A 25,153-nucleotide genomic window follows, 5' to 3' on the forward strand; every position below is an offset into this window, starting at 1 on the left:
CGGCGCTTACAGTTCGTGAAAGTCGACGTGAGCGTCGGGTTCGCCGCCGGCGGCGGTGAACGCGGTCAGCGCCCGGACCAGCCCGTGGCGCTCCGCCGCCGGCATCTTCTCCACGATGCGGGCGATCTCGCTCCGCCGGTTGGCGGTCACCTTCGAAACCACTTCACGACCCCGCTTGGTCAGAGATGCAAGCAGTTCCCGACGCGACGTCGGGTGCGGCAGGCGGTCGATCAAACCGGCCCCGACCAGGCGGTCGACCATGCGACCGGTGGCCGAGGGCTGCACACCCAACGAAGTCGCCAGCGTCGCCAGATTCACCGGACCGCGATTGGACAGGATGACCAACGTGCGGAACTGCGGGATGGTGATGGTGTCGTCCACTGCCGCAATAGAATTCGCCGAAATGCCGACCAACAGCCGGGACGCTGTCAACAACGCGTCGGTGATCATGTCCAGCGACTCGGCCGTCGTGTTCTCTGTTGCCATCGAAGCCCCCTTCCCCGGTGCCTAGTTAGGGCAACGAAATTGTAACAGCCTCCTATTATCGAATAGATTGATTATTGCCTGGCCACATAATTGCCACCGGATTTTATTTGCCGGAGGCCGGCCGGCAGGGGCAACAACCACTCGGCTGACCGACCGTGGGTCGGTGAGGGTCAGCCGATGTGCAGCGGGTCGATCTGGACCCTAACCGGATCATGGGCCTGGCGCGCGCTGAGCACCCCGACGGCGCCGCGCAGCGCCGCCGCCAGCCGCAGTCCGTCCGCACGGTGGACCCGCACCAGCATCCTGGTGACCGCCGCGTCGGCCGCGATGCCCGCCGGGCGGCGAGCTCCCGCCGGTAGCTCCACCGGGCCCAGCAACTCCGCATGCTCGGGTAACCGCGCCTCCTCGAGCAGGGCGGCCACCGCCTCGGCGGTGCCGTCCAGGGCGGCGATGTGCACGCTCGGCGGCAGACCCACCTCGGCTCGCGCGGCGAGCTCGGCGTCGGCGTGACCGACCGGGTCCCAGCGGATCAGCGACTGCACCGTCGGAAGCGCCGACTCTGCGACCACCGTGACCACCCCGCCGTCACCGCGCGGCCGTACCAGGGCAGCGGCGTTCATCCACCGCCATAACGCGTCCTCGGCAGCACGCAGGTCCTGCCGTCCCAGCAGCGCCCAGGTGTCCAGCAGCAACGCGGCACCGTAGCCGCCCGCGGCACACGGTTCGGCGCCGGGCGTGGCGACCACCAGCGCTGGACGTGCGGGCACCTGCGACACGATGACGTCGCCCGCCGAGGTCACCACCGGCGTGCCGGGGAAGGCCCGGCCGAGTTCCTCGGCCGTGCGCCGGGCGCCGACCACCACGGCGCGAATCGCATCCGACCCGCAACGGGCGCAGCGCAGCGCCGGGTCAACCCGGCCACACCACCGGCACATCGCAGCGCCGCCGCGATCGGTCAGCGCCAGTGGGCCGGTGCAGTGCCGGCAACGTGCGATAGCCCGGCAGCGACCACACGCCAGCGACGGCACATAGCCGCGCCGCGGCACCTGGACCAGCACCGGCGCCCCGGTGTCCAGTGCGGACCGGGCGGCACGCAGCGCGATGGACGGCAGGCGTGCGCTGTGCGCGGCCGGGTCGCGCTCGTCGGCATATCCGCTGTCGTCCAGCGCCACCACTCGCGGCGTGCGGGCGCGCACCACCGGCCGGGCCGCGATGACGTCCTGAGCCCACCCGCTGCGAACCAGCGCCTGCGCCTCGGCCGTGCGAGAGTAGCCGCCGATCAGCGCAGCGCAACGCGCCTGATGGGCGCGCAGCATCGCCACCTCGCGGGCATGGGGATAAGGCGCCCGCGGTTCGGCCAGACTGTCGTCGGCATCAGACCACACCATGACCAGACCCAGATCGCTGACCGGCGCAAACACCGCACTGCGGGTACCGATCACCACGCGTGCGCTACCGCGCAGCGCGGCCAGCCACCGCCGGTACCGCGCCGCCGGGCCGAGTCCGGCCGACAGCGCCACCACGCTGGTCTCGTCGATCAGTCCCACCGCCGCGTGCCACAACGTATCGAGATCACGCTGATCGGGCACGATCGCCAGCGCCGAGTGACCGGCCGCCACGGTCTGGGCGGCCGCCTCGGCGAACCGCTCCGCCCACTGCTCCCCCGGCAACGCCTGCCACACCGCGCGGGCGGCGCGGGACTGCGCCAGCGCATCCAGGAACTGACCACCGCGACCGTAGCTCTGCCAGCCGGCAGGGTCTACCGGTTGCACCACCGGCAGGGCCGGGACCGCGGTGAGCTCTTTTTCGACCCTGGCATGCCGGGCCGGCACCGCCAGGCGCAACACGTCCGGCCTGGTGCCGGCGTAGCGGGCCGCGACCGCTTCGACGAGTCGCCGGATCTCCGGAGTGAGGACAGGTTCGGCGGACACCACCCGGTCCAGCCAGCCGAGCTTCCCCTGATGATCGGTGTCGTTACGCCGCTCCAGGACGAACGCGTCGACCAGCCGACCGTGGAAACGCACCCGGACCCGCACCCCGGGCTGCGCGTCGTCGGACTGATCGGGTGCCACCAGGTAGTCGAATTCGCGATCGAGATGCGGCACCGACAGCATCGGCAGCACCCGGGCGATCGGCTCCACTTCGGCCACCGCGCCGGCGGTATGCCGAATTGCGTTGTCAGACATGCTCTTTCTTGTCACGGTAGGACCACCGTAACTGCGGGCAGCGACAACTAGCTCTCGGCGGACGCGGCAACGTCGGTGCGACCGAAGAAGAAGCCGGCGGTGATCAGGATCTCGGCGGCTGCATACGACCACCAGATCGGCACCGCCAGCGCCTCGTTGCCCAGGATGAACCGGCTGATGGCGATCATCGAATCCGAGGCCGCGAAGCACACCGCTCCCACGGCGGTCCAGATGGTGGGCAGCTTGGCCAGCAGCGCCGTGCACACCATCGCCGACAGCACGGTGATGTAGACCGTCACCGGCAGGGTCAGGTTCTCCTTGCCGTTGTTCAGATGGGGCCAGAACCAGATCAGCATCGACACCGAGGCCAGTACCATGACCGCGGCGGCCGCGAACCGTTGCCGGGTCGCTGCGATGTGAGGCACCAGCGCACCAAGAAAACAGATGTGCGCCAACAGAAATGACCCGAGTCCCAGGACGAACGACATGGTCCACCACGGGATCGCCAGCAACCAGTCACCCCCGGCGGAGAAGAGCAGCGCCGGCACCAGCCAGCGCCGCTCGCGGGTGACGGGATGCACGAACGCGGCGACCATCAGCAGCAGCGCCATCGACGCCTTGAACGGCGGCTGCAGGATCCAGTGTCCGGTGAGTTCGCTGCCGGGCGGCAGACGCAGCGCGATGACCGTCAAGTAGACGCCGTAGGCGATTCCCGCCCAGCAGGCCGCCACCCAGCCGCCGACCATCAGACGGGATGCGTACGGTACGTCCATGCCGAATTTCGACGACGCCGCCTTGCTTCGGGGTAACGAGAAACCCGGAGTCGATCCCATCCTGCTGAAGGTACTGGATGCGGTTCCGTTCCGGCTATCAACCGACGACGGAATCGATGCCGTGCGACAGCGACTCCGCGACCTGCCGCGTCGCGCGTTACACCCCGAACTGCGCGTCGAAGACCGTGCGATCGACGGGCCCAGCGGACCCATCGACGTCAGAATATATTGGCCGCCAACGACATCCGTTGCGCCGGTGGTCCTGTTCTTCCACGGCGGCGGCTTCGTGATGGGCGACCTGGACACCCACGACGGCACCTCGCGCCAGCACGCGGTGGGGGCCGACGCGATCGTCGTATCCGTCGACTACCGCCTGGCACCGGAGCATCCTTACCCCGCCGCCGTCGAGGATGCCTGGGCCGCAACGAAATGGGTGGCCGAGTTCGGGTCCGAGATCGGCGCCGACCCCAGCCGGATCGCCGTCGCCGGCGACTCGGCGGGCGGCACCATCGCGGCGGCGGTGGCCCAACGGGCGCGTGACGAAGGCGCACCGGCCCTGGCGTTCCAGCTGCTGTGGTACCCATCCACGATGTGGGACGCGTCGCTGCCGTCTTTCACCGAGAACGCCAACGCGCTCATCCTGGACGCCAAGGCCATCGCCGACTTCTCCCGCTGGTATGCGGGCGAAGCAGACATGGCCAACCCACCGGCCGCCATGGCTCCGGGACGGGCGGATAACTTCGCTGAGCTGCCGGCCGCTTATATCGCCGTAGCGGGCTTCGACCCGCTGCGCGACGACGGCATCAAGTACGGCGAACTGCTGGCCGGCGCCGGTGTCCCCACCGAGGTGCACAACGCCGAGACCATGGTGCACGGCTACGTCGGCTATGCCGGGGTGGTACCGGCTGCCACCGAAGCGATGGACCGGGGCCTGGCCGCACTGCGCGTTGCGCTGCACGGATAGTTGCCAGCGTGCATACCCTAGTTCCATGACGGACCCCACCGATGCCCGACCGGAAATCGATCCGCTGCTGAAGATGCTGCTCGACGCGGTTCCCATGACCTTCAAAGCGTCCGACGGTGTCGAGGTTGCCCGCGCCCAGCTGGCCGCGTTGAAGGCGCCGCCGGAGTTGCTGCCGGATCTGAGGATCGAGGACCGCACGATCGGCTACGGCGAGCACGCCGACATTCCGGTACGGATCTACTGGCCGCCCACCGCCGCGCAGGACAACCTGCCGGTGGTCGTCTTCTATCACGGCGGCGGCTGGGCGCTCGGTGACCTGGACACCCACGACCATGTCGCGCGCGCCCATGCCGTGGGTGCGGACGCCATCGTGGTGTCAGTGGATTACCGGCTTGCCCCTGAGCACCCTCACCCGGCAGCGGTCGAGGACAGCTGGGCGGCATTGCGCTGGGTCGGGGAAAACGCCGCCGAACTGGGCGGTGACCCGTCCCGGATCGCCGTCGCCGGCGATTCCGCCGGTGGCAACCTCTCGGCGATCATGGCGCACTTGGCCCGTGACCACGACGCGCCGTCGGTGGTTTTCCAGCTGTTGTGGTACCCGTCGTGCATCGGTGACCGAACCCTGCCGTCATTCATCGAGAACGCCAACGCGCACATCCTCGACGACGACGTCATCGACGCGTTCTTGAACTGGTACGTCCCCCATCTCGACGTCAGCGACCACACCGCCCTCCCGGTCAACCTGGCGCCGGGTAACGGAGTTCTGGCCGGCCTGCCGCCGGCGTTCATCGGCACGGCCCACCACGATCCGCTGCGCGACGACGGTGCGCGATATGCGGAATTGCTGAGCGAGGCAGGCGTTCCGGTGGAACTTGTCAACGAGCCGAACATGGTGCACGGGTACGTCAGTTTCGGCCTGGTGGTGCCGGCCGCCGCGGAGGCGACCAACCGCGGTCTCACCGCGCTGAAGAAGGCGTTGTACCCGTGAGCCGCGCCGAGACCGCTCCCGACCACGAAGTCCTGATCGTCGGCGCCGGGTTCTCCGGCATCGGCGCCGCCATCAAGCTCGACGAGGCCGGCTTCTCCGACTATCTGATCGTCGAAGCCGGTGATGGCGTCGGTGGAACTTGGTACTGGAACACCTATCCCGGTATCGCCGTGGATATTCCGTCGTTCTCCTACCAGTTCTCCTTCGAGCAGAGCCCGGACTGGTCGCGCACCTACGCCCCCGGCCGGGAGTTGCGGGCGTACGCCGAACACTGCGTGGAGAAGTACGGGATCCGGTCGCGGATTCGCTTCAACACCAAAGTGATCGCGGCCGAGTTCGACGAGCAGCGGGGTCTGTGGCGGGTACAGACCGACCCGGGCGGCGAAATCACGGCTCGCTACATCATCAGCGCCAGCGGCGTCCTGACGGTGCCGAAGTTGCCCGACATCGACGGAGTCGACTCGTTCGACGGCATCACCATGCACACGGCGCGCTGGGACCACACGCAGGATCTGACCGGCAAGCGGGTCGGGATCATCGGCACCGGCGCCTCAGCCGTCCAGATCATCCCGGAGATCGCGCCGACGGTCTCGAGCCTCACCGTCTTTCAGCGCACGCCCATCTGGTGCTTCCCGAAGTTCGACGTTCCGCTGCCGGCGGCCGCGCGCTGGGCAATGCGGATTCCCGGCGGCAAAGCGGTGCAGCGAATGCTCAGCCAGGCTTTCGTCGAAGCGACCTTCCCGATCTCGGCGCACTATTTCAAGGTGTTTCCGCTGGCCAAGTGGATGGCTGCGGCGGGACGGCGCTATCTGCGCCAAGAGGTCAAGGACCCTGACGTGCGCGAGCAACTCACGCCGCAGTACGCGGTGGGCTGCAAGCGGCCGGGATTCCACAACACCTACCTGTCCACGTTCAACCGGGACAACGTTCGGCTGGTCACCAGGCCGATCGAGAAGATCACGCCGTCATCGGTCGCGACGGATGACGGGACCCATTTCGACGTCGACGTCCTGATCCTGGCCACCGGCTTCAAGGTGCTCGACAGCGACGACGTGCTGACCTATGCGGTGTCCGGCGTCGGCGGGCAGTCGTTGAGCCGGTTCTGGGACGAACGTCGCACGCAGGCCTATGAGGGAGTCAGCATTCCAGGCTTCCCCAACTTCTTCGCGGTGTTCGGGCCCTACGGCTACGTCGGGTCGTCCTACTTCGCATTGATCGAGACCCAGACACACCACATCCTGCGTTGCCTGAAGCGGGCGCGCGCAGAGGGTGCGACGCGGGTGGAGGTCACCGAGGAGGCCAACGATCGCTATTTCGCCGAGATGATGCGCCGCCGCTACCGTCAGGTGTTCTGGCAGGACAGCTGCCGGCTGGCCAACAGCTACTACTTCGACAAGAACGGCGACGTCCCGCTGCGGCCTACGACGACCGTCGAAGCATACTGGCGCAGCAGGCATTTCGACTTAGACGACTACCGGTACACGGGGTAGTCCGCCCGGCGTTCGCGACACTTAACCTGGGCACACGACACGCCGTGCGAGGTGTGCCTGGTTTCAGTTTCGACGGTGCCGTCGGCCGTCACCCACCTGCCGCTAGGCTCAGACCATGGCGAAAGTGTTCTCCCATCTCGACGACTCGCTGCGGGCGTTCACCGACGAACAGGCGATGTTCTTCGTCGCCACCGCTCCCACCGAGGGCGGCCGAATCAATCTGTCCCCCAAGGGATACGCCGACACGTTTGCGGTGCTCGACGACCACACGGTCGCCTACCTCGACCTGTTCGGCAGCGGCGTGGAAACCATTGCGCACCTGCGGGACAACGGCCGCATCACGCTGATGTTCTGCTCGTTCACCCGAAACTCGCGCATTCTGCGACTGTTCGGCACGGGCCGGGTGCTGCGCCCCGATGAGGACGAATTCGGCCGTGTGCGAGCCCATTTCGGGGAGCTGCGGGCGGGCGTGCGGGCGGCCATCGTCGTCGATGTGGAACGGATCGCGGACGCGTGCGGGTTCGCGGTGCCCTACTACGAACTGGTCGACGAGCGTCCGGTGCTGGACAACTATCACAGCAAGCAGCCGCACGAGGCCTACGCCGGCACGATCGGGCGCAATCAGCACAGCATCGACGGCCTGACCGGGCTGGACCCGGACCACCCGCTGCCGCCCCGTTAGTACGCGAACTGGGGCACGCCCCGCGCGCGAGCAGACGCAAACTCGCGCGCGGCGAAGCCGCGCAGTGCGAGTTTGCGTCTGCTCGCGGGGAACGCTAGATCGCGCGCTTGAGGTCGTCGACCTTGTCCAGCTGCTCCCAGGGGAGCTCGATGTCCGTCCGGCCGAAGTGCCCGTAGGCAGCGGTAGGCGCGTAGATCGGGCGCAGCAGGTCCAGGTCGCGGATGATCGCGCCGGGCCGCAGGTCGAACACCTCGGGGATGATCTTCTCGATCTTGACCGGGTCGACGGCCTCGGTGCCGAACGTCTCGATGAACAGCCCCACCGGGGCGGCCTTGCCGATGGCGTAGGCCACCTGGACCTCGACGCGCTCCGCCAGCCCGGCCGCAACGACGTTCTTGGCCACCCAGCGCATGGCGTACGCGGCCGACCGGTCCACCTTGGACGGGTCCTTGCCGGAGAACGCGCCGCCTCCGTGCCGGGCCCAGCCGCCGTAGGTGTCGACGATGATCTTGCGGCCGGTCAGGCCGGCGTCACCCATCGGCCCGCCCAGGACGAACTTGCCGGTCGGGTTCACCAGCACCCGCGTCGACGACGAGTCCAGCGTCTCGTGACCCAGCTCCTCCAGCACCGTCTGCAGCACGTGCCGGCGGATGTCGGGGTCGAGCGTGTTCTCCAGGTCGATGCCGTCGGCGTGCTGGGTGGAGACCACCACGGTGTCCAGCCGCACGGGGACGTTGTCCTCGTAGGCGATGGTCACCTGGGTCTTGCCGTCCGGCCGCAGGTAGTCCAGCGTGCCGTTCTTGCGGACCTCGGTCAGCTTCCGCGACAGCCGGTGAGCCAGCGCGATGGGCAGGGGCATCAGCTCCGGGGTGTCGTTGATCGCGTACCCGAACATCAAGCCCTGGTCGCCGGCGCCCTGGGAGTCCAGCGGGTCCGCCGCGCCCTCGACCCGGGCCTCGTGGGCGGTGTCGACGCCCTGGGCGATGTCCGGGGATTGCGCGCCGATGCCGATGTTGACGCCGCAGGACGCGCCGTCGAAGCCCTTCTCCGAAGAGTCGTAGCCGATGTCGAGGATCCGTGCGCGCACCGTGTTGGTGATGTCGGCGAACGCCTCTTTCGCCGACGTCGTCACCTCGCCCACCACGTGCACCTGCCCGGTGGTCACCAACGTCTCGACCGCCACACGGGAGCGCGGGTCGCTCGCCAGCAGCGCGTCGAGGACCGAGTCACTGATCGCGTCACAGATCTTGTCTGGATGCCCCTCGGTCACCGACTCGCTGGTAAATAGCCGACCCTTCTCGCTCACCCTGGTACGTCCTTCCAGTCCATGCCCGCCCAACTGTTAGTTAGGCGAATTATTTTTCACTGCCATCAAGCAAACCGGACCCGACGGCCAGTCTGCAAATTCTCGGAGGTTACCCGACGGGCCACGCTGCCCGGCGCACGTTATCTGTCTTCGGCGACGTCCCCGTGCAGGAACGTGGCGATCGCATCAACGATACGGCTCGCCATCAAAGTCTTTGAGCCGTGCTGCAGCGCCGACTCGGTGCCGTCGGCGGCCAGCAGCCAGCCGTCGTTGCTGTCCACTTCGAACGCCCTGCCGTCACCGACGGCGTTGACGACCAGCAGATCGCAGCCCTTGCGCCGCAGCTTGGCGCGGGCGTGAAAGAGCACGTCACCGTTGGCGTCACCGGTCTCGGCCGCGAACCCGACGATGGCGCGCATGTTGGGCAGCTGACCGTGTGAGCGGGCCTGCACCGCGCCGGCCAGCACGTCGTCGTTGCGGACAAGTTCGATGGGAGCGGGCCCCTGCTGGCTGTCCGGGCTCTTTTTGATCTTGGCGGTGGCAACCTGGGTGGGCCGGAAGTCGGCCACCGCCGCCGCCATCACCAGCACGTTGGCTTCCGGGGCATGCTTGGATACCGCACTGCCGAGTTGCTCGGCGGAGCTGACGTGAACCACATTCACCCCGGCGGGGTCGATGAGTCCCGCGGTGTGCCCCGCGATGAGCGTGACCTCGGCGCCGCGCTGGGCGGCGACCCGGGCCACGGCATACCCCTGCTTGCCGGAGCTGCGGTTGCCGATGAAGCGCACCGGATCGATCGCCTCGCGGGTGCCGCCGGCCGTCACCAGCACCTTGCAGCCGGCGAGGTCGTAGGGCAACGCGTCGTGGCGCTCCAATAGCAAATGGGCCAGAGTGGTGATCTCCTCCGCCTCAGGCAGGCGCCCGGCGCCGCTGTCGGCGCCGGTGAGGCGGCCCGAGGCGGGTTCCAGCACCACCGCGCCGCGGCGGCGCAGGGTGGCGACATTGTCGACGGTGGCCGGGTGCAACCACATCTCGGTGTGCATCGCCGGCGCGAACATCACCGGGCAGCGGGCGGTGAGCAGCGTCCCGGTCAGCAGGTCGTCGGCCCGACCGGCCACCGCTCTGGCGAGCAGATCGGCGGTCGCCGGGGCGACCACGACCAGATCGGCATGCTGGCCGAGCCGGACGTGGGGCACCTCGGGAACGTCCTGGAATACCCCGGTGCGCACCGGCTCTCCGGAGAGCGCCTCGAAGGTCGCGGCGCCCACGAAGCGCAGGGCCGACTCAGTGGGTATCACCCGGACGCGGTGGCCGGCTTCAGTGAGCTGACGGACAACCGTGCAGGCCTTATAGGCCGCGATACCGCCGGAAACGCCGACGATGATCCGCTTGCTGCGCTCACTGTCCACGGCGTTAGACCCTGTTACTCGCCCTCGGTGTGTTCGAGAAGGTCAGCGTGAATTTCGCGCATCGCGATCGAAAGCGGCTTCTCCTGCAAGCCGGGCTCGACCAACGGGCCGACGTACTCGAGGATGCCCTCGCCGAGCTGGTTGTAGTAGTCGTTGATCTGGCGGGCCCGCTTGGCCGCGTAGATCACCAGCGCGTACTTGCTCGAGACGCGGTCCAGCAACTCGTCGATGGGCGGGTTGGTGATGCCCAGCGGGGTGTCGTAGGCGCCCGCCACACCGGCCGATGGATCGAGCTGATCCCCGGCTGCGACGGCGGTCAGCGACGTGTCGGACTGCGGAATGGTCACGTAAAAAATCTCCTGGTGCTCGGACGTTCGTAGTGCGTTCAAACGGTTCTGAACGGTGAAAAACTCGATTATCGAAATTCGGGGACCCGCTAAACGGCGTCAGGGACGGTTCCCACCAGCAAGGATACCAATTCAGCGCACGCAGACTCTAATCGACTGTTCACGACCACCACGTCGAAGTCGCCCTGCGCAGCCAATTCGACGCGCGCGGTATCCAGCCGGCGCGCGATGACATCGGGCGTTTCGGTGCCGCGGCCGACCAGCCGGGCCTCCAGATCTTCCCAGCTCGGCGGGGCCAGAAACACCGTCAGCGCCTCCGGCATGGCTTGCTTGACCGCACGGGCGCCGGCCAGATCGACCTCGATGAGTACCGGAAACCCGGCTGACATGGCTGCGCGCACCGGCTGGGCCAACGTGCCCGATCGATGCAATCCCCCGTGGATTTCCGCCCATTCCAGCAGTTCACCCTGATCGATCAGCTGCTGGAAACGGGCGGGGCTGACGAAGTGGTAGTCGACGCCGTCGACCTCCCCCGGCCGTGGTGCCCGCGTCGTGGCCGAGACGCTGAAGTGCAGGTTCGGTATCCGCTGGCGCAGACACCTAACCACCGTCGACTTGCCGACCGCGGAGGGACCGGACAGCACGACTGTTCTCCCAACAGGCGTCGTACCCTCCGGTCCCCCGCCGGCGCTCACCGGCGCTCCAGGGTCGGTGGCCCGACTAGGAGCCGAACTTTTCCAGCAGGGCCTTGCGCTGACGGTCGCCCAAACCACGCAGCCGACGGGTCGGCGCGATCTCGAGCTCGGTCATGATCTCCTGCGCCTTGACCTTGCCCACCTTCGGCAACGCCTCCAACAGCGCAGAGACCTTCATCTTGCCGAGTACTTCGTCGCTCTCGGCGTCCTTGAGCACCTGGGTGAGGTTGGTGCCGCCACGCTTGAGCCGATCCTTGAGCTCAGCTCGTGCTCGACGTGCGGCAGCAGCCTTCTCCAACGCGGCCGCGCGCTGCTCGTCGGTCAACTGGGGAAGGGCCACGATTCCTCCGTCTCTCAGCGATATCTCTCGGATATCTGTCGATCTTCATTGTCTTGGCCGGGTACTCCAGCCAGCGCAGACGACCGTACCCACGCTTCCTGACGAAATCTAACCCGACCCCCCGGTTTCGGGGTCATTTGTCCAGCGTGGCACCGCCGCGACGCGCCGGGCGCCGCCGTCGCACGGTTTGCTCAGCAACGTCGGCGAACCCTCCTACCGTGGGCTGCGCGAGGCGCCCCCGGACCGGCCCCCGTCGACAAAATGGCCTCGACCTGCAGTTTTCCCTGCCATTTGGGATGTCATGCCGGTCGCGGAGGCGTCGGCGGCGCGCAGGCGGCGTCGGTGGCGGCAGACAACCGCAGGTGGCAGTGCCGTGGATCACGCTTTTTCGCGGCGCTTCGCGCGTGTCGCGCCGTCAGCCTGCGTTGAGGTAGGCGACGGCGTCGAGCATGCGCTCGCCGGCGGCACGCAGCTCAGCCACGGCGGGTCCGGCCCGCAGCACCTCGCGCGACACCGCGGGCCACAGCTGGTGCGGCGCGGCCCCACCGAGACCGGCCAGCGCCTCAGCACGCCCGCCCTGAGCCCCTACGCCGGGCACCAGGACGGGCCCGCCCAACTCGCTCAAATCGGGGGCCTGCAGCACCGTTGCGCCGACGACCACGCCGACGGAGCCGGCGCCGGCCCCCTGGTTGGCCTGACCGACGTGATCCACGATCAACTGGGCGACCGTACGTCCGCCGGCATCCGCGCGCTGCACCGTCGGCCCCTCCGGGTTCGAGGTGGCGGCCAGGACGAACACGCCGCGGTCGTGTGCCGCCGCGACTTCCAGCAGCGGCCGCAGGGACCCGAACCCGAGGTAGGGCGAGGCCGTCACGGCGTCGGCGGCCAGTGGCGAGTCGCCGGCCCACGCCGTCGCGTAGGCCGCCATCGTCGACCCGATGTCGCCGCGTTTGGCGTCGGCGAGCACCAGCACGCCGCGGGCCCGCAGCGCGGCGGTGGTGCGCTCGAGCACCGCGAAACCGGCCGAACCGTACGCCTCGAAGAACGCCACCTGCGGCTTGACCATCGCGAACCCCGCGTAGGCGTCGACGCAGACATCGCAGAACGCGGCCAGGCCGTCGGCTGTGACCGGCAGCTCCCAGGCCCGCAACAACTCGGGGTGCGGATCGATGCCCAGGCAGAGCGGTCCGCGACTCGACCGCGCCTGTGCCAGCCGAGCCCCGAAACCGGTCACCGTCTGGTACCGATGGCGCGGTGCAACTCCTGCAGCGACTGCACGTCGATGTCGCCCCGGATTCCGGCTTCGATGCCCTGCACCGCCGCGGACGCACCCTGAACCGTGGTGATGCAAGGGATGTTGACGGCCACCGCGACCGACCGGATCTCGTAGCCGTCCACCCGCGGCCCCGAGTTTCCGTACGGCGTGTTGATCACCATGTCGACCTCGCCGGCGCGGATGGCGTCCACCGCCGACATCGCCGGTCTGCCCTCCTGCGGCGCCTCGAAGTGTTTTCGGACCTCGTCACACGGAATCCCGTTGCGGCGCAGCATTTCCGCGGTACCTTCCGTCGCCAGAACGCGGAACCCCAAGTCCGCCAGGCGCTTTACCGGAAACACCAGGGATCGCTTGTCGCGGTTGGCAACCGAGACGAACACCGTGCCCTGTGCGGGCAGTGAGCCGTAGGCGGCGGTCTGGCTCTTGGCGAAGGCACTGCCGAAATCCCGGTCGATGCCCATCACCTCACCGGTGGACTTCATCTCCGGACCGAGCAGCGAGTCGATCGCCGCGCCGTCGGCGCGGCGGAACCGGTGGAACGGCAGCACCGCTTCCTTGACCGCGATCGGGGCGTCGGGAGCCACGCTGCCGCCGTCCCCGGATTCGGCCAGCATTCCCTCTTCGCGAAGCTGGGAGATCTTGGCGCCCAACATCACTCGCGCGCAAGCTTTGGCCAGTGGGATCGCGGTGGCCTTCGATACGAAAGGAACGGTGCGGCTCGCTCGCGGGTTGGCCTCCAGTACGTACAGCACGTCGTCCTTGAGGGCGTACTGCACGTTGAGCAGGCCCACCACCCCGATACCCTGCGCGATGGCTTCGGTCGCCTTGCGCACCTTTTCGATGTCGCTGCGGCCCAGGGTCACCGGCGGCAGGGCGCAGGCCGAGTCGCCGGAGTGGATGCCGGCCTCCTCGATGTGCTCCATGATGCCGCCGATGTAGACCTCGGTGCCGTCGCACAGAGCGTCGACGTCGATCTCGACCGCGTCCTCGAGGAAGCGGTCGACGAGCACCGGATGTTCGGGAGAGAGCTCCGTGGCCCGCGTGATGTAACCCTTGAGCGTCTCCTCGTCGTAGACGATCTCCATCCCGCGACCGCCGAGCACGTAGGACGGCCGCACCAGCACCGGGTAACCGATGTCGGCGGCGATGCGGCGGGCCTGATCGAATGTGGTTGCGGTGCCGTACTTGGGCGCGGGCAGCCCCGCGGTGTTCAGCACGTCGCCGAACGAGCCACGGTCCTCGGCGAGGTCGATCGCTTCCGGCGGGGTGCCCACGATCGGCACCCCGGCGTCGGCGAGCCGTTGCGCCAGGCCCAGTGGGGTCTGGCCGCCCAGCTGCACGATGACCCCGGCCACACCCGGTCCACCGGTGCCGGACTGTTCTTCGGCGTGGTAGACCTCGAGCACGTCCTCGAACGTCAGCGGCTCGAAGTAGAGCCGGTCGGCGGTGTCATAGTCGGTGGACACCGTCTCGGGGTTGCAGTTGACCATGACCGTCTCAAAACCGGCCTCGCTCAACGTGGTTGCCGCATGCACGCAGCTGTAGTCGAACTCGATGCCCTGCCCGATCCGGTTGGGGCCGGAACCCAGGATGAGCACCTTGGGCCGCTCGGTCTGCGGGGCCACCTCCGTCTCGGCGGACGGGTCGAGTTCATAGCTGCTGTAGTGATACGGCGTCTTGGCCTCGAACTCGGCGGCGCAGGTGTCCACCGTCTTGTACACCGGGTGGATTCCCAGGCGCTCGCGCAGCGAGCGCACCCCGTTTTCACCGGCCAGCTCCGGCCGCAGCGCGGCGATCTGGCGGTCGGAGAGTCCGCAGTGCTTGGCGTGCCGCAGCAGTTCGGCATCCAGGACCGGGGCGTCGACGAGTTCGGCGCGCAGGGCCACCAGTTCGTCGATCTGGGCGACGAACCAGGGGTCGACGCCACTGGCCTGGGCCACCTGCTCCACCGACCCGCCGAGCCGCAGCGCCAGTTCGATGTCGTAGAGCCTGCCCTCGGTGGGAGTCTGCAGCCGGGTCAGCACGTCGTCGACTCGACCTTCGGCGTCCGGCTTCGTCCAGAACCCCGCGCGGGTGGTTTCCAGCGAGCGCATCACCTTACCGAGCGCCTCAACGAAGTTGCGGCCCAACGACATTGCCTCACCGACGGACTTCATCGTGGTGGTCAGGGTGTCGTCGGCACCGGGGAACTTCTCGAAGGCGAACCGCGGCGCCTTGACCACGACGTAGTCCAGCGTCGGCTCGAAGCAGGCCGGAGTCTCCTTGGTGATGTCGTTGACGATCTCGTCGAGGGTGTAGCCGATGGCCAATTTCGCGGCGATCTTGGCGATCGGGAAACCGGTGGCCTTGGACGCCAGCGCGCTGGAGCGCGACACCCGCGGGTTCATCTCGATGACGATGAGCCGGCCGTCTTTCGGGTTGATCGCGAACTGAATGTTGCAGCCGCCGGTGTCGACGCCGACCTCGCGCAGGATGGCGATGCCCAGATCACGCATCCGCTGGTATTCGCGGTCGGTCAGCGTCATCGCCGGCGCCACCGTGACCGAGTCACCGGTGTGCACACCCATCGGGTCCACGTTCTCGATCGAGCACACGACCACCACGTTGTCGTGGCCGTCGCGCATCAGCTCGAGTTCGAATTCCTTCCAGCCGTAGATTGATTCCTCGATCAGCACGTTGGCGCTGGGGCTCGCCGCCAGGCCGGCGCCCGCCATCCGGTCGACCTCCTCGACCGAGCGCGCCATCCCCGAACCCAGCCCGCCCATGGTGAAGCTGGGCCGCACCACGACCGGCAGACCGAGTTCGTCCACCGTCTCGCGAACTTCGTCCATCGTGAAACACACTCGGCTGCGGGCGGATTCGCCGCCGACCTTGGCGACGATGTCCTTGAACTTCTGCCGGTCCTCACCGCGCTGGATGGCCTCGAAGTCCGCGCCGATGAGTTCGATGCCGTAGCGCTCCAGCGCGCCGTTCTCGTAGAGGGCGACCGCGGTGTTCAGGGCGGTCTGCCCGCCCAGGGTGGCCAGCAGCGCATCGATCTTGTTTCCGCGCTCGGCCTGCTGGGCCATCACCCGCTCGACGAACGCCGGGGTGATCGGTTCGACGTAGGTGTGATCGGCGAACTCCGGGTCGGTCATGATGGTGGCCGGGTTGGAGTTGACCAGGCTGACCTGCAGCCCCTCGGCTCGCAACACCCGGCACGCCTGAGTGCCGGAGTAGTCGAACTCGCAGGCCTGGCCGATGACGATCGGCCCGGAGCCGATCACCAGCACGTGGTTGAGGTCAGTACGACGCGGCACTAGCAGCCTCCTTTGCCGGCGCGAGCGTGCGCGGTTGTCCGGGATTTTCGGCGTGTCGCTGTACAGACACGCACGTTCGCGCAGAAGGGCATCAGCGGTTCCCTTCCATCAGGTCGACGAACTGGTCGAACAGGTATTCCGCATCGTGCGGTCCGGCGGCGGCCTCCGGGTGGTATTGCACCGAAAATGCCCGTCCGTCAACGAGTTTGACGCCTTCGACCACACCGTCGTTGGCGCAGGTGTGGCTGACCTGCGCCGTGCCGAACGGCGTGTCGAAGGACTGCCCCGCCTCCCCCTCGAGCGCGAAGCCATGATTCTGTGATGTCACCGCGACCCGGCCGGTGGCGTGGTCGATCACCGGGATGTTGATGCCGCGGTGGCCGAACACCATCTTGTACGTCGACAGCCCGAGTGCGCGGCCCAGGATCTGGTTGCCGAAACAGATCCCGAACAGCGGTATTCCGGCGCCCAGCACCTCGCGGGTGAGCGCGACGGTGTGGTCGGCGGTGGCCGGGTCGCCTGGGCCGTTGGACAGGAACACACCGTCGGGCTTGATCGCGGTGATCTGGTCGAAGGTCGCCGACGAGGGCAGCACGTGGCTGCGGATCCCGCGACGGGCGAAGTTGCGCGGCGTGTTGGTCTTGATACCGAGGTCCAGCGCGACGACGGTAAACCTCTGGGCCCCTTCGGGTTCGACGACGTAGGTCTCAGGTGTGCTGACCTCGCCGGCCAGGTCGGCGCCCAGCATCGGCTGCTGCGCGCGGACCCGTTCGACCAGCTGCTCGGGCTCGGCCAGGGCCGGGCCGGAGAAGACACCCGCCTTCATCGAGCCCCGGCTGCGCAGGTGGCGCACCACGGCCCGGGTGTCGATACCGGCGATCCCGACGATGCGCTGGCGGACCAGCTCAGCTTCCAGCGTGCTGGTGGCGCGCCAGTTGGAGGCGCGCGGCGACGGGTCCCGCACGGCGTAGCCGGCAACCCAGATCTTGTCGCCGCGACTCTCGGCATCCTCGTCATTCCAGCCGGTGTTGCCGATCTGCGGCGCGGTGGCCACCACGATCTGCCGGTGGTAGCTGGGGTCGGTCAGCGTTTCCTGGTAACCGGACATACCGGTGCTGAACACGGCTTCACCCAGGGTTTCACCGATCGCCCCGAATGTGGTGCCGGTGTAGACACGGCCGTCTTCGAGTACCAGCAGAGCCTTACTCATGGGCTGCCTCCACTGCGTTTTCGGCGCGACTCACGCGGCCTCCTCCTCTATCCAATGCACGTATTCGTCCCGGTTGTCCGCCCGGAACCCGGTGTCGATCTCGGTTCCCGAGGGCAGGCGCCACCGGATCGCCAGGATCCCGTTGCGGGCCGCGACCTTGCCCGCGACGCCGCGTTCGGTGCGGATGGCGGTGATAGATTCCTGTGGAATCCAGATCGGTTGCGCGCGAATGCGTTCAACCAGAATTCCCTCGGGGTAACGGATCAAAACCGCCTTGCTGCGGTAGCCCAGATCACCGACGGCCACCCGGTCGTTCCAGGCCGGCGACAACGTACTGCCGACGTAGAGGCCGCGGGTGCTCACCGCCGGGGCGCCGACCGCGTCCGGTAGACCAGGCAGCTCGCCGATGAGTTCGACCTGCGATTCGGCCCGTCGTCGCCAGCCCCGCATCATCAGGTGGATCACCACCGCCAGCAACACCACCAGGACCGCCGCGAAGATCAGCGATCCCACCAGGGTGCCCGACGTCATGCCGGGCTCTTCCCGTCCCGGGCGGTGACCTTCCCGCGCAGCAGCGTCGCCGTCACCGTGGCCGGCAGGGTGAGCGACTCATACGGGGTGTTGGCCGACCGGCTGGCCAGTTCGTCCCCGGTGACCGTCCAGCTGCCCTCGGGATCCACGACGGTCAGGTTCGCCGGCTCACCGACCTCCAGGGGACGGCCGTGGTCGGGTAGCCCGACGATGCGCGCCGGGTTCTCGCTCATCACCCGGGCGACGTCACGCCAGCTCAGCAGTCCCGGTTGCACCATGGTCTGCACCACCACCGACAGCGCGGTCTGCAGTCCCAGCATGCCGGGGCGCGCGGCGGCGAACTCGACACACTTCTCGTGCTCGGCGTGCGGCGCGTGATCGGTGGCCACACAGTCGATGACGCCGTCGGCCAGCGCCTGCCGCAGCGCCAGCGCGTCAGAGGACTCCCGCAGCGGCGGGTTCACCCGATTACGCCCGTCATAGCTGACCAGCCGGCCGTCATCGAGCAGCAGGTGGTGCGGTGTGACCTCGGCGGTGATCGAAATACCTTGCTGCTTAGCCCATTTCACGATCTCGACGGTTCCCGCTGTGGACGCGTGGCAGATGTGCACCCGGGCGCCCGCGTCGCGGGCCAGCAACGCGTCGCGGGCGACGATGGATTCTTCGGCCGCCCGGGGCCATCCGGCGAGTCCGAGCCGGGCGGCGGTGGGCCCTTCGTGCGCGACGGCGCCGACGGTGAGCCGGGGCTCTTCGGCGTGTTGTGCGATCAGCACACCCAGGCCGGTGGCGTATTCCAGGGCGCGGCGCATCACCAGTGGATCGTGTACGCAGATGCCGTCGTCGGAGAACATCCGCACCTGCGCTGCGCCCGCGTGCATCATGCCCATCTCGGTCAGCTCGACCCCGGCCAATCCGACGGTGACCGCACCCACGGGATGCACATCGACCAGGCCGACCTGCCGGCCACGGTGCCAGACATGGTCGGTCACCACCGGGCTGTCGGCTACCGGGTTGGTATTGGCCATCGCGAAGACCGCGGTGTAGCCGCCCAGAGCCGCTGCCGCCGAACCGGTTTCGATGTCTTCGGCGTATTCGCGGCCGGGCTCACGCAGGTGGGTGTGCAGGTCGACGAAGCCGGGCAGCATGATGTGGCCGGTGGCGTCGATGACGTCGGCACTTTCGGGGATGTCGAGTCCGGCCCCGATCTGCGCGATCTGACCATCATCGACGAGTACGTCGACCGGGTCCCCTTCGCCGTAGAGCCGGACACCCCGAATCAGCACACTCATGCCGCGACTTCCTCCGCCCCGACCAGCACATGGAACAGCACCGCCATCCGCACATGCACTCCGTTGGAAACCTGTTGCAGCACAGCCGATTGCGGCGAGTCGGCCACCGAAGACGAGATCTCCATACCGCGCAGCATCGGCCCCGGGTGCAGCACCACGGCGTGATCGGGCAGCAGGGCCTGACGCCGGGCGGACAGACCGTAGAGCGTGGAGTACTCCCGCACCGACGGGAAGAAGCCGCCATTCATACGCTCGGCCTGCACCCGCAGCATCAGGACGCCGTCGGCGGCCGGTAGTTCGGCGTCGAAGTCGTTGGACACCGTGACCGGCCATCCCTCGACGCCGCGTGGCAGCAGCGTCGGCGGCGCGACCAGCACGACCTCGGCCCCCAGCGTATGCAGCAGCATGACGTTGGAACGGGCGACCCGGCTGTGCAGGATGTCACCGACGATCACGATGCGACGGCCTTCGATACCGCCGAGGCGCTGCCGGATGGTCAGCGCGTCCAGCAGGGCCTGGGTGGGGTGCTCGTGCGTGCCGTCGCCGGCGTTGATCACCGACGGCGAGCCGTCGGCGACCCTGGTCCAGTCGGCCAGCAGGTGCGCGGCGCCGGACGCGGGGTGACGGATGATCAGCGCGTCGGCGCCGGCCGCGCGCAGCGTCAACGCGGTGTCGCGCAACGACTCGCCCTTGCCCACCGACGAACCCGACGCGCTGACGTTGACCACGTCCGCGCTCATCCACTTGCCCGCCACCTCGAAGGACACCCGGGTGCGGGTGGAGTTCTCGTAGAACATGGTGACCACGGTGCGGCCGCGCAGCGTCGGCAGCTTCTTGACGTCACGGCCCACCAGCGCCTGCGCGAAACGGTCGGCGTCGTCGAGGATCGCGGTCGCCTCGTCGCGGGTCAGGTCGCCCGCGGCCAGCAGGTGTCTTGGGGTCATCGGGTGATCACCACGCCGTCTCGTCCGTCGTCTTCCTTGAGTTGTACGTGCACGCTTTCGTTGCGTGAGGTGGGCACGTTCTTGCCGACGTAGTCGGCCCGGATCGGCAGTTCGCGGTGGCCGCGGTCGACCAGCACCGCCAGTTGCACCGCGCGCGGCCGGCCCACGTCGCGCAGCGCATCGAGGGCGGAACGGGTGGAGCGCCCGGAGTACAGCACGTCGTCGACCAGGATCACCAGCGCGTCGTCGATGCCGCCGGCCGGAATCGAGGTGTTTTCCAGGGGACGCGGCGGCTTGATCATCAGGTCGTCGCGGTAGAGCGTGATGTCCAGCGAGCCGTGGCCGACGTCCACGCCGCTGTATTCGGCGATGTTGGCGGCCAACCGGCTGGCCAGGGTCACCCCACGCGTGGGAATGCCGAGCAGTACCACCCGGGTGGAATCCGGGTTGTCCAGCGCGGTCTTTTCGATGATCTGGTGCGCCATACGGGAAATGGTGCGACCGACATCGGCCGCTGACATCAATTCCCGCTGATCACTGGCACCCATGCGAGATCTTGACCTCCTTCTCCGCCTCTCCGGACGGATCGTTAAAGGATGTCGACTTGCGGGGGCAGCCTAACACGGCCTCCCCGTGCGACGGGTGTGCGCTCACTGCTTTGCGCGTGCGTCCACGGTGGCTTCCGGCGCGAAATGCCGCAGCCCCCGCACACTGAAGGCGCGCAGCGCACAGTCGATCGTCTCGGCCGGGCGTCTGTTCACGCTATCGGCCTACCCTGGCGGAAATGAGTTCTTCCAGTTCCTCCCCGCACATCGATTTCGACGCCCTCTACCGCGGCGAAAGCCCCGGCGAAGGCCTTCCTCCGGTGCACACCCCGCCGTGGGATACCAAGGCCCCCAAGGAGAACGTCGTCGCCTGGCACAACGCCGGCTGGGTGCACGGCGACGTGCTCGACATCGGCTGCGGGCTCGGCGACAACGCGATCTACCTGGCGAAGCAGGGCTATCACGTCACGGGGCTGGACATCTCCCCGACGGCGCTGATCACCGCCGAACGTCGCGCCCACGACGCCGGCGTCGACATCACTTTCGCGGCGGCCGACTCGACCAGACTCGACGGATACACCGACCGGTTCGACACCGTCATCGACAGCGGGATGTTCCACTGCCTCGACGACGACGGGAAGCGCAGCTACGCCGCCGCGGCGCATCGCGCCACCAGGGCGGGCGCCACCTTGTTGATCAGCTGCTTCTCCGATGCCAACCAGCCCAGCGAGGAGTGGCCGCGTCCGTCGGTCTCCGAGCAGACGCTGCGCGACGTGCTCGGTGGGGCCGGGTGGGACATCGACTCCGCCGACCAGGTCACGCTGACCCGTGAGATGGACGGCGCCGAGGTCGAGATGACGTTCTGGTACGTGCGCGGACTGCGACGAGATTAGCCGGATAAGCCTGCGATCCCGGGGTTGCCGAACAGCGACCCGCCGTTGCCGCCAATCCCGCCGGTCGCATCGGCCCCGTCCAGCCCGCCGCTGTTGCCGGCCCCGCCGGACCCGCCCGCGCCGCCGGACCCGCCATTGCCGATCAGCTGTGCAGTGCCGCCGTTGCCCCCGGCGCCTCCGTCGCCACCATCGCTCGTAGCGCCGACGCCGTTGTTCCCGCCAGCGCCGCCGCCGCCACCAGCGCCGCCCGCTCCGCCGTTGCCGTACAGCAGTCCGCCGTTGCCGGCGTAACCTCCATTGCCGCCGGCGCCGCCGTCGCCGCCGGGAATTCCGAGGGCGTTGCCCGGGCCGATGCCGATCCGGCCACCGTTGCCGCCACCGCCGCCGGACCCGCCGGCGCCGCCATTGCCAATCAGAGTTCCGCCGGCGCCGCCGCTGCCGCCCGACCCGCCCCAACTGCCGTTACCGCCGGCGCCGTTGTCGCCACCGCCTCCGGGTCCCCCGTCACCACCGTTGCTGCCCATGCCGCCGGATCCTCCCGCCCCACCGTCGCCGAACATCTGAGCGGAACCGCCCCTGCCACCACTGCCCGCGGCGCCGGCGGAACCGCCGGCGGCCCCGTCGCCACCTTTGCCAGGGCCGCCACCAAGCCCACCGGAGCCAGCGTTTCCGCCTTGCCCACCGCTCCCTCCGGTGCCGCCGGCCCCACCGTCGCCGTAGAGCATCCCGCCGTCACCGCCGAGGCCACCGGCGCCGCCCGCTCCACCGGTGCCGCCGGCGCCGGCGGCTCCCCCGACCGCGCCGTCCGTGCCGTTTCCACCCGACCCACCGACCCCGCCGGCCCCACCGATGCCACCGGCACCGCCATGTCCGAACAGCATTCCGCCACGAGCACCCGCGCCGGCGGCCCCGCCGGTGCCGCCGTTGCCGGCAGCCCCGCCGGCCGAGCCTGCGGATGTCGGGTCGATACCGGCGCTACCGGCCCCGCCATGCCCACCGGCCCCGCCGACCCCGCCGTTGCCTATCAGTCCGGCCACACCACCGGTCCCACCAACGCCGCCCTTGCCGCCGTCCCCACTGGGTAGTCCGACAACACTGGCCGCGCCGGGCCCGCCTGCTCCCCCGGCGCCGCCCGCCCCACCATTGCCGGACAAGGAGCCGCCAGAACCTCCAGCACCACCCGCACCGCCCAGGCCGCCGGTACCCCCCGCCAGCCCAAATATCGCGCCTTGACCGCCAACCCCACCCTGCCCGGCGTCACCACCGTTGCCCCAGAGGCCCGCATTTCCGCCGGCACCGCCTACCCCGCCAGCTCCGCCGGCGGCCCCGACAGCCACATTGCCATCGCCGCCCAGACCGCCTCCCCCGCCGTAGCCGCCCATCCCGCCATTACCCCACAACCACCCACCGTGCCCACCTGCCCCACCTATCCCACCAATCCCACCCGCGCCGCCAATGGCCTGCGGGCCTGACGGACTAATCGTCGTGCCGCCGATACCACCGGTCCCGGCCAAACCCCCGGCTCCACCCGCACCGATCAATCCGGCGGCACCGCCGTGGCCGCCGTTGCCTCCGGCTCCACCAATTACCGCGAGGGCGGGACCTATTTCGCCCCGAAAGCCGGCGCCGCCAGAGCCGCCGGTCCCTCCGTCGCCGAGGAGCCAGCCGCCGGCGCCTCCATTGCCGCCCGCGCCTCCGGCCATGCCGAACTCGCCGCTAGGGCCGAGCGAGGCGTTGCCGCCATTCCCGCCCGCCCCACCGTTGCCGATCAAACCCGCAGCACCACCGTTGCCACCACGTTGACCTGCCGCACCCGATCCACCGGCCCCGCCGTTGCCGTACAACAGCCCGCCGGCCCCGCCGTCGGCGCCGCTACCTGCCGCGCCGTCGGTGCCGTTGCCGATCAGGGGACGGCCGAGGAGCAGTTGGGTGGGTCCGTTAATCGCGTCGAGAACTTGCTGAGCGACATTCGCCGATTCGGCCGCCGCATAAGCGCTTCCGCCCGCAGTGAGCACCTGTACGAATCGCTCGTGCACTGCGGCCGCCTGGATGCTGATCGCTTGATAGGCCTGCCCGTGGGAGCCGAAAAGCGCAGCGATGGCTCCCGACACCTCGTCGGCGCCCGCCGCCAACACCGAGGTAGTGGAGCGTGCAGCGGCCGTGTTCACCGCGCTGACCGCAGCACCGATATCGGACACCTGCGCGGCCGCCGAAGTGATCGCCTCGGGCATCGCCAGTACATACGACATTGTGGGCCTCCGTATCGCCAGCCGTTTGCATTCATCAAGTGAAAGACGTTTTTCCGCTGCAAAAATCGGCGGAACCCGTGCACACGACGTTTAGCTTCGCGAGATCAGTGGAGCGTATAAACATTTGCGATGATTGCGCGAGGAGTTATGGAAGTGAAATTATCCTGTTATGTATTTGTGATAAGAAGACTTCCGCGTGACAATTTGCTTTACAAAACGCTGAAAATGACACTGGAAGCATTCCAGATTTCACCCTCAATGGCTTCGGACAACAACACGATCAGCGCGCGGGGTCGCACCCGCGCCGACCTTCATGTGCCCAGGCGAGCAGATCCGGCGGCGCCAACTGGTTGATGCGGTCGTTGTAGCGCCGGTACTCGGCCGGGCCGAAATAGTGCTGCCACTCCCCGCAACCCCCGTTGCGGAAGAACCTCTCGTTGCTGTGCCAGATGCCGTCGGTGGTGTTCGGGGCCACGTCCGCGGCGCGCGACCGCATCGCATCCAGCGAGGCGTCCCCGGCCAACTCCCGCGCCCGGTCCTGGCTGACGTCGTAACCCAGGACCGCGCCGAGCCGCATCAACTCACCGACCAGGTCTTGCTGCAGGTCGGCGTAGTGGAACAACGCGACGTTGGGCAGCTGCCGGCGCTCCCAGGTCTTGCCGAACTGGTCGAGAATGTTCGCGAGCGTGCCGATCCCCTTGGGTGGCGCGAACCCGACCCCTGGGGGCGGGTGCGCCGGACCCTCCATCCAGTCCCGAAACTCCTCCATCGGACCGCGCTCGGCAGGTTCGTGCAGAGGTTCGAGCCCCGGCGGGCCGTGCCGGTGCCCGGCCGGTACGGCGGCGTCGTGCAGCGCCCGCATCCGGTCCCGGTCCATGTTGGCGGTCTGGAACAACATCGACACCGCCGCATCGCGCGGATCCCGTCCCACGCAGATGTACGTCACCCGCTCGTCGAGCACGAGGCCGTCCAACGGAGTGTGCGTCTTCATGAACCGGCGATGGGTCTGCGCCTCGAGAACGGCGACGACCTCGTCGAGCGGCCGGATGGTCTGGTCGAACCAGGGCGACACGGTCGACAGCGGCCCCGGCAGGGCCGGTCCGTTGAAAACCAGCAGGGACACCAGCCGCTGCATCCAGGTCATCCCGCATTTCGACGGCGTGGAGATGATGATGTCACCCTCACGCAATCGCAATGCGTCCCAGCGCAGGTTGTCGCTCATCAGCGAGCGGTACAACACGCGGGTCATCT

At 68.4% G+C, this 25,153-nt stretch carries 22 protein-coding genes; 5 read left to right on the forward strand and 17 right to left on the reverse strand.

Annotated elements, in window-relative coordinates:
- Nucleotides 1-6: 6 nt before the first annotated feature.
- From ACNQS7_RS06455 to ACNQS7_RS06465, 3 genes are all read right to left on the reverse strand, one after another.
- Nucleotides 7-486, reverse strand: a complete 480-nt coding sequence (locus ACNQS7_RS06455; protein WP_418011910.1) for a MarR family transcriptional regulator — start codon at nucleotides 484-486, stop codon at nucleotides 7-9.
- Between the two features lie 170 nt (nucleotides 487-656).
- The gene (locus ACNQS7_RS06460) at nucleotides 657-2,672 is read right to left on the reverse strand and encodes a primosomal protein N' (protein WP_418011911.1); all 2,016 of its coding nucleotides are present in this window, start codon (nucleotides 2,670-2,672) and stop codon (nucleotides 657-659) included.
- Nucleotides 2,673-2,719: 47 nt separating this feature from the next.
- The gene (locus ACNQS7_RS06465; RefSeq protein WP_418011913.1) at nucleotides 2,720-3,445 is read right to left on the reverse strand and encodes a lysoplasmalogenase; all 726 of its coding nucleotides are present in this window, start codon (nucleotides 3,443-3,445) and stop codon (nucleotides 2,720-2,722) included.
- Between ACNQS7_RS06465 and ACNQS7_RS06470 the strand changes: the two genes are divergently transcribed.
- The 4 genes from ACNQS7_RS06470 to ACNQS7_RS06485 all read left to right on the forward strand — a co-directional run bounded on the left by ACNQS7_RS06470 (nucleotide 3,444) and on the right by ACNQS7_RS06485 (nucleotide 7,569).
- Nucleotides 3,444-4,409 carry an alpha/beta hydrolase gene (locus ACNQS7_RS06470; protein WP_418011914.1) on the forward strand — a complete coding sequence of 322 codons (966 nt, stop codon included), beginning with the start codon at nucleotides 3,444-3,446 and terminating at the stop codon, nucleotides 4,407-4,409. The two genes, ACNQS7_RS06465 and ACNQS7_RS06470, sit on opposite strands and share 2 nt — an antisense overlap.
- Nucleotides 4,410-4,434: 25 nt before the next feature.
- Complete coding sequence (locus tag ACNQS7_RS06475; protein WP_418011915.1) at nucleotides 4,435-5,397, forward strand: alpha/beta hydrolase; 963 nt, start codon at nucleotides 4,435-4,437, stop codon at nucleotides 5,395-5,397.
- The gene (locus ACNQS7_RS06480; protein ID WP_418011916.1) at nucleotides 5,394-6,887 is read left to right on the forward strand and encodes a flavin-containing monooxygenase; all 1,494 of its coding nucleotides are present in this window, start codon (nucleotides 5,394-5,396) and stop codon (nucleotides 6,885-6,887) included. Before ACNQS7_RS06475 ends, ACNQS7_RS06480 begins: the two co-directional genes overlap by 4 nt.
- Nucleotides 6,888-7,002: 115 nt before the next feature.
- Entirely contained in the window at nucleotides 7,003-7,569 is a 567-nt protein-coding gene (locus ACNQS7_RS06485; protein WP_418011917.1) for a pyridoxamine 5'-phosphate oxidase family protein, read from the forward strand.
- Nucleotides 7,570-7,663: 94 nt separating this feature from the next.
- Here the strand turns inward: ACNQS7_RS06485 and metK are convergent, their stop codons facing one another.
- The 12 genes from metK to pyrR all read right to left on the reverse strand — a co-directional run bounded on the left by metK (nucleotide 7,664) and on the right by pyrR (nucleotide 20,763).
- Nucleotides 7,664-8,875: a methionine adenosyltransferase gene (gene metK / locus ACNQS7_RS06490; protein ID WP_418011918.1), complete on the reverse strand. Its 1,212-nt coding sequence runs from the start codon at nucleotides 8,873-8,875 to the stop codon at nucleotides 7,664-7,666.
- Between the two features lie 140 nt (nucleotides 8,876-9,015).
- Nucleotides 9,016-10,284, reverse strand: coding sequence for a bifunctional phosphopantothenoylcysteine decarboxylase/phosphopantothenate--cysteine ligase CoaBC (gene coaBC, locus ACNQS7_RS06495; RefSeq protein WP_418011919.1), 1,269 nt, complete (start codon nucleotides 10,282-10,284; stop codon nucleotides 9,016-9,018).
- A gap of 14 nt (nucleotides 10,285-10,298) precedes the next feature.
- The gene (gene rpoZ / locus ACNQS7_RS06500; RefSeq protein ID WP_055579611.1) at nucleotides 10,299-10,631 is read right to left on the reverse strand and encodes a DNA-directed RNA polymerase subunit omega; all 333 of its coding nucleotides are present in this window, start codon (nucleotides 10,629-10,631) and stop codon (nucleotides 10,299-10,301) included.
- A gap of 89 nt (nucleotides 10,632-10,720) precedes the next feature.
- Nucleotides 10,721-11,326, reverse strand: a complete 606-nt coding sequence (gene gmk / locus ACNQS7_RS06505; RefSeq protein ID WP_418011920.1) for a guanylate kinase — start codon at nucleotides 11,324-11,326, stop codon at nucleotides 10,721-10,723.
- Between the two features lie 25 nt (nucleotides 11,327-11,351).
- Nucleotides 11,352-11,666, reverse strand: a complete 315-nt coding sequence (mihF, locus tag ACNQS7_RS06510; RefSeq protein ID WP_036355303.1) for an integration host factor, actinobacterial type — start codon at nucleotides 11,664-11,666, stop codon at nucleotides 11,352-11,354.
- Nucleotides 11,667-12,081: 415 nt separating this feature from the next.
- Nucleotides 12,082-12,900: an orotidine-5'-phosphate decarboxylase gene (pyrF, locus tag ACNQS7_RS06515; RefSeq protein WP_418011921.1), complete on the reverse strand. Its 819-nt coding sequence runs from the start codon at nucleotides 12,898-12,900 to the stop codon at nucleotides 12,082-12,084.
- Complete coding sequence (gene carB / locus ACNQS7_RS06520; protein WP_418011922.1) at nucleotides 12,897-16,241, reverse strand: carbamoyl-phosphate synthase large subunit; 3,345 nt, start codon at nucleotides 16,239-16,241, stop codon at nucleotides 12,897-12,899. Before carB ends, pyrF begins: the two co-directional genes overlap by 4 nt.
- 91 nt (nucleotides 16,242-16,332) lie before the next feature.
- Nucleotides 16,333-17,451, reverse strand: coding sequence for a glutamine-hydrolyzing carbamoyl-phosphate synthase small subunit (carA, locus tag ACNQS7_RS06525; RefSeq protein WP_418011923.1), 1,119 nt, complete (start codon nucleotides 17,449-17,451; stop codon nucleotides 16,333-16,335).
- Between the two features lie 30 nt (nucleotides 17,452-17,481).
- Nucleotides 17,482-17,982, reverse strand: coding sequence for a hypothetical protein (locus ACNQS7_RS06530; RefSeq protein ID WP_055579563.1), 501 nt, complete (start codon nucleotides 17,980-17,982; stop codon nucleotides 17,482-17,484).
- On the reverse strand, nucleotides 17,979-19,271 hold the full coding sequence (locus ACNQS7_RS06535; protein WP_418011924.1) for a dihydroorotase: 1,293 nt from the start codon (nucleotides 19,269-19,271) through the stop codon (nucleotides 17,979-17,981). The genes ACNQS7_RS06530 and ACNQS7_RS06535 overlap by 4 nt, the downstream gene beginning before the upstream one ends.
- Nucleotides 19,268-20,215, reverse strand: coding sequence for an aspartate carbamoyltransferase catalytic subunit (locus tag ACNQS7_RS06540; protein WP_065042627.1), 948 nt, complete (start codon nucleotides 20,213-20,215; stop codon nucleotides 19,268-19,270). Before ACNQS7_RS06540 ends, ACNQS7_RS06535 begins: the two co-directional genes overlap by 4 nt.
- Entirely contained in the window at nucleotides 20,212-20,763 is a 552-nt protein-coding gene (pyrR, locus tag ACNQS7_RS06545; protein ID WP_055579566.1) for a bifunctional pyr operon transcriptional regulator/uracil phosphoribosyltransferase PyrR, read from the reverse strand. The genes ACNQS7_RS06540 and pyrR overlap by 4 nt, the downstream gene beginning before the upstream one ends.
- Before the next feature lie 236 nt (nucleotides 20,764-20,999).
- Between pyrR and ACNQS7_RS06550 the strand changes: the two genes are divergently transcribed.
- Nucleotides 21,000-21,653 carry a class I SAM-dependent methyltransferase gene (locus ACNQS7_RS06550; protein WP_418011925.1) on the forward strand — a complete coding sequence of 218 codons (654 nt, stop codon included), beginning with the start codon at nucleotides 21,000-21,002 and terminating at the stop codon, nucleotides 21,651-21,653.
- Here ACNQS7_RS06550 and ACNQS7_RS06555 read toward each other — a convergent pair.
- Nucleotides 21,650-23,902 (reverse strand): PE family protein, encoded by a 2,253-nt coding sequence (locus ACNQS7_RS06555; RefSeq protein ID WP_418011926.1) that lies wholly within the window; start codon nucleotides 23,900-23,902, stop codon nucleotides 21,650-21,652. The two genes, ACNQS7_RS06550 and ACNQS7_RS06555, sit on opposite strands and share 4 nt — an antisense overlap.
- Nucleotides 23,903-24,182: 280 nt before the next feature.
- Nucleotides 24,183-25,151 (reverse strand): sulfotransferase domain-containing protein, encoded by a 969-nt coding sequence (locus ACNQS7_RS06560; RefSeq protein ID WP_418015913.1) that lies wholly within the window; start codon nucleotides 25,149-25,151, stop codon nucleotides 24,183-24,185.
- Nucleotides 25,152-25,153: the final 2 nt, after the last annotated feature.

Source organism: Mycobacterium sp. 23 (genome assembly GCF_048287075.1).
Classification (GTDB): domain Bacteria; phylum Actinomycetota; class Actinomycetes; order Mycobacteriales; family Mycobacteriaceae; genus Mycobacterium; species Mycobacterium gordonae_B.

Bases quoted from the DNA above. Each gene is read 5' to 3' on its own strand.
- ACNQS7_RS06540 (WP_065042627.1), bottom strand. From the start codon at position 20,215: ATGACCCCAAGACACCTGCTGGCCGCGGGCGACCTGACCCGCGACGAG.
- ACNQS7_RS06465 (WP_418011913.1), bottom strand. From the start codon at position 3,445: ATGGACGTACCGTACGCATCCCGTCTGATGGTCGGCGGCTGGGTGGCG.
- ACNQS7_RS06535 (WP_418011924.1), bottom strand. From the start codon at position 19,271: ATGAGTGTGCTGATTCGGGGTGTCCGGCTCTACGGCGAAGGGGACCCG.
- carA (WP_418011923.1), bottom strand. From the start codon at position 17,451: ATGAGTAAGGCTCTGCTGGTACTCGAAGACGGCCGTGTCTACACCGGC.
- ACNQS7_RS06460 (WP_418011911.1), bottom strand. From the start codon at position 2,672: ATGTCTGACAACGCAATTCGGCATACCGCCGGCGCGGTGGCCGAAGTG.
- ACNQS7_RS06530 (WP_055579563.1), bottom strand. From the start codon at position 17,982: ATGACGTCGGGCACCCTGGTGGGATCGCTGATCTTCGCGGCGGTCCTG.
- ACNQS7_RS06555 (WP_418011926.1), bottom strand. From the start codon at position 23,902: ATGTCGTATGTACTGGCGATGCCCGAGGCGATCACTTCGGCGGCCGCG.
- ACNQS7_RS06560 (WP_418015913.1), bottom strand. From the start codon at position 25,151: ATGACCCGCGTGTTGTACCGCTCGCTGATGAGCGACAACCTGCGCTGG.
- pyrR (WP_055579566.1), bottom strand. From the start codon at position 20,763: ATGGGTGCCAGTGATCAGCGGGAATTGATGTCAGCGGCCGATGTCGGT.
- ACNQS7_RS06470 (WP_418011914.1), top strand. From the start codon at position 3,444: ATGCCGAATTTCGACGACGCCGCCTTGCTTCGGGGTAACGAGAAACCC.
- ACNQS7_RS06550 (WP_418011925.1), top strand. From the start codon at position 21,000: ATGAGTTCTTCCAGTTCCTCCCCGCACATCGATTTCGACGCCCTCTAC.
- ACNQS7_RS06485 (WP_418011917.1), top strand. From the start codon at position 7,003: ATGGCGAAAGTGTTCTCCCATCTCGACGACTCGCTGCGGGCGTTCACC.
- ACNQS7_RS06475 (WP_418011915.1), top strand. From the start codon at position 4,435: ATGACGGACCCCACCGATGCCCGACCGGAAATCGATCCGCTGCTGAAG.
- ACNQS7_RS06455 (WP_418011910.1), bottom strand. From the start codon at position 486: ATGGCAACAGAGAACACGACGGCCGAGTCGCTGGACATGATCACCGAC.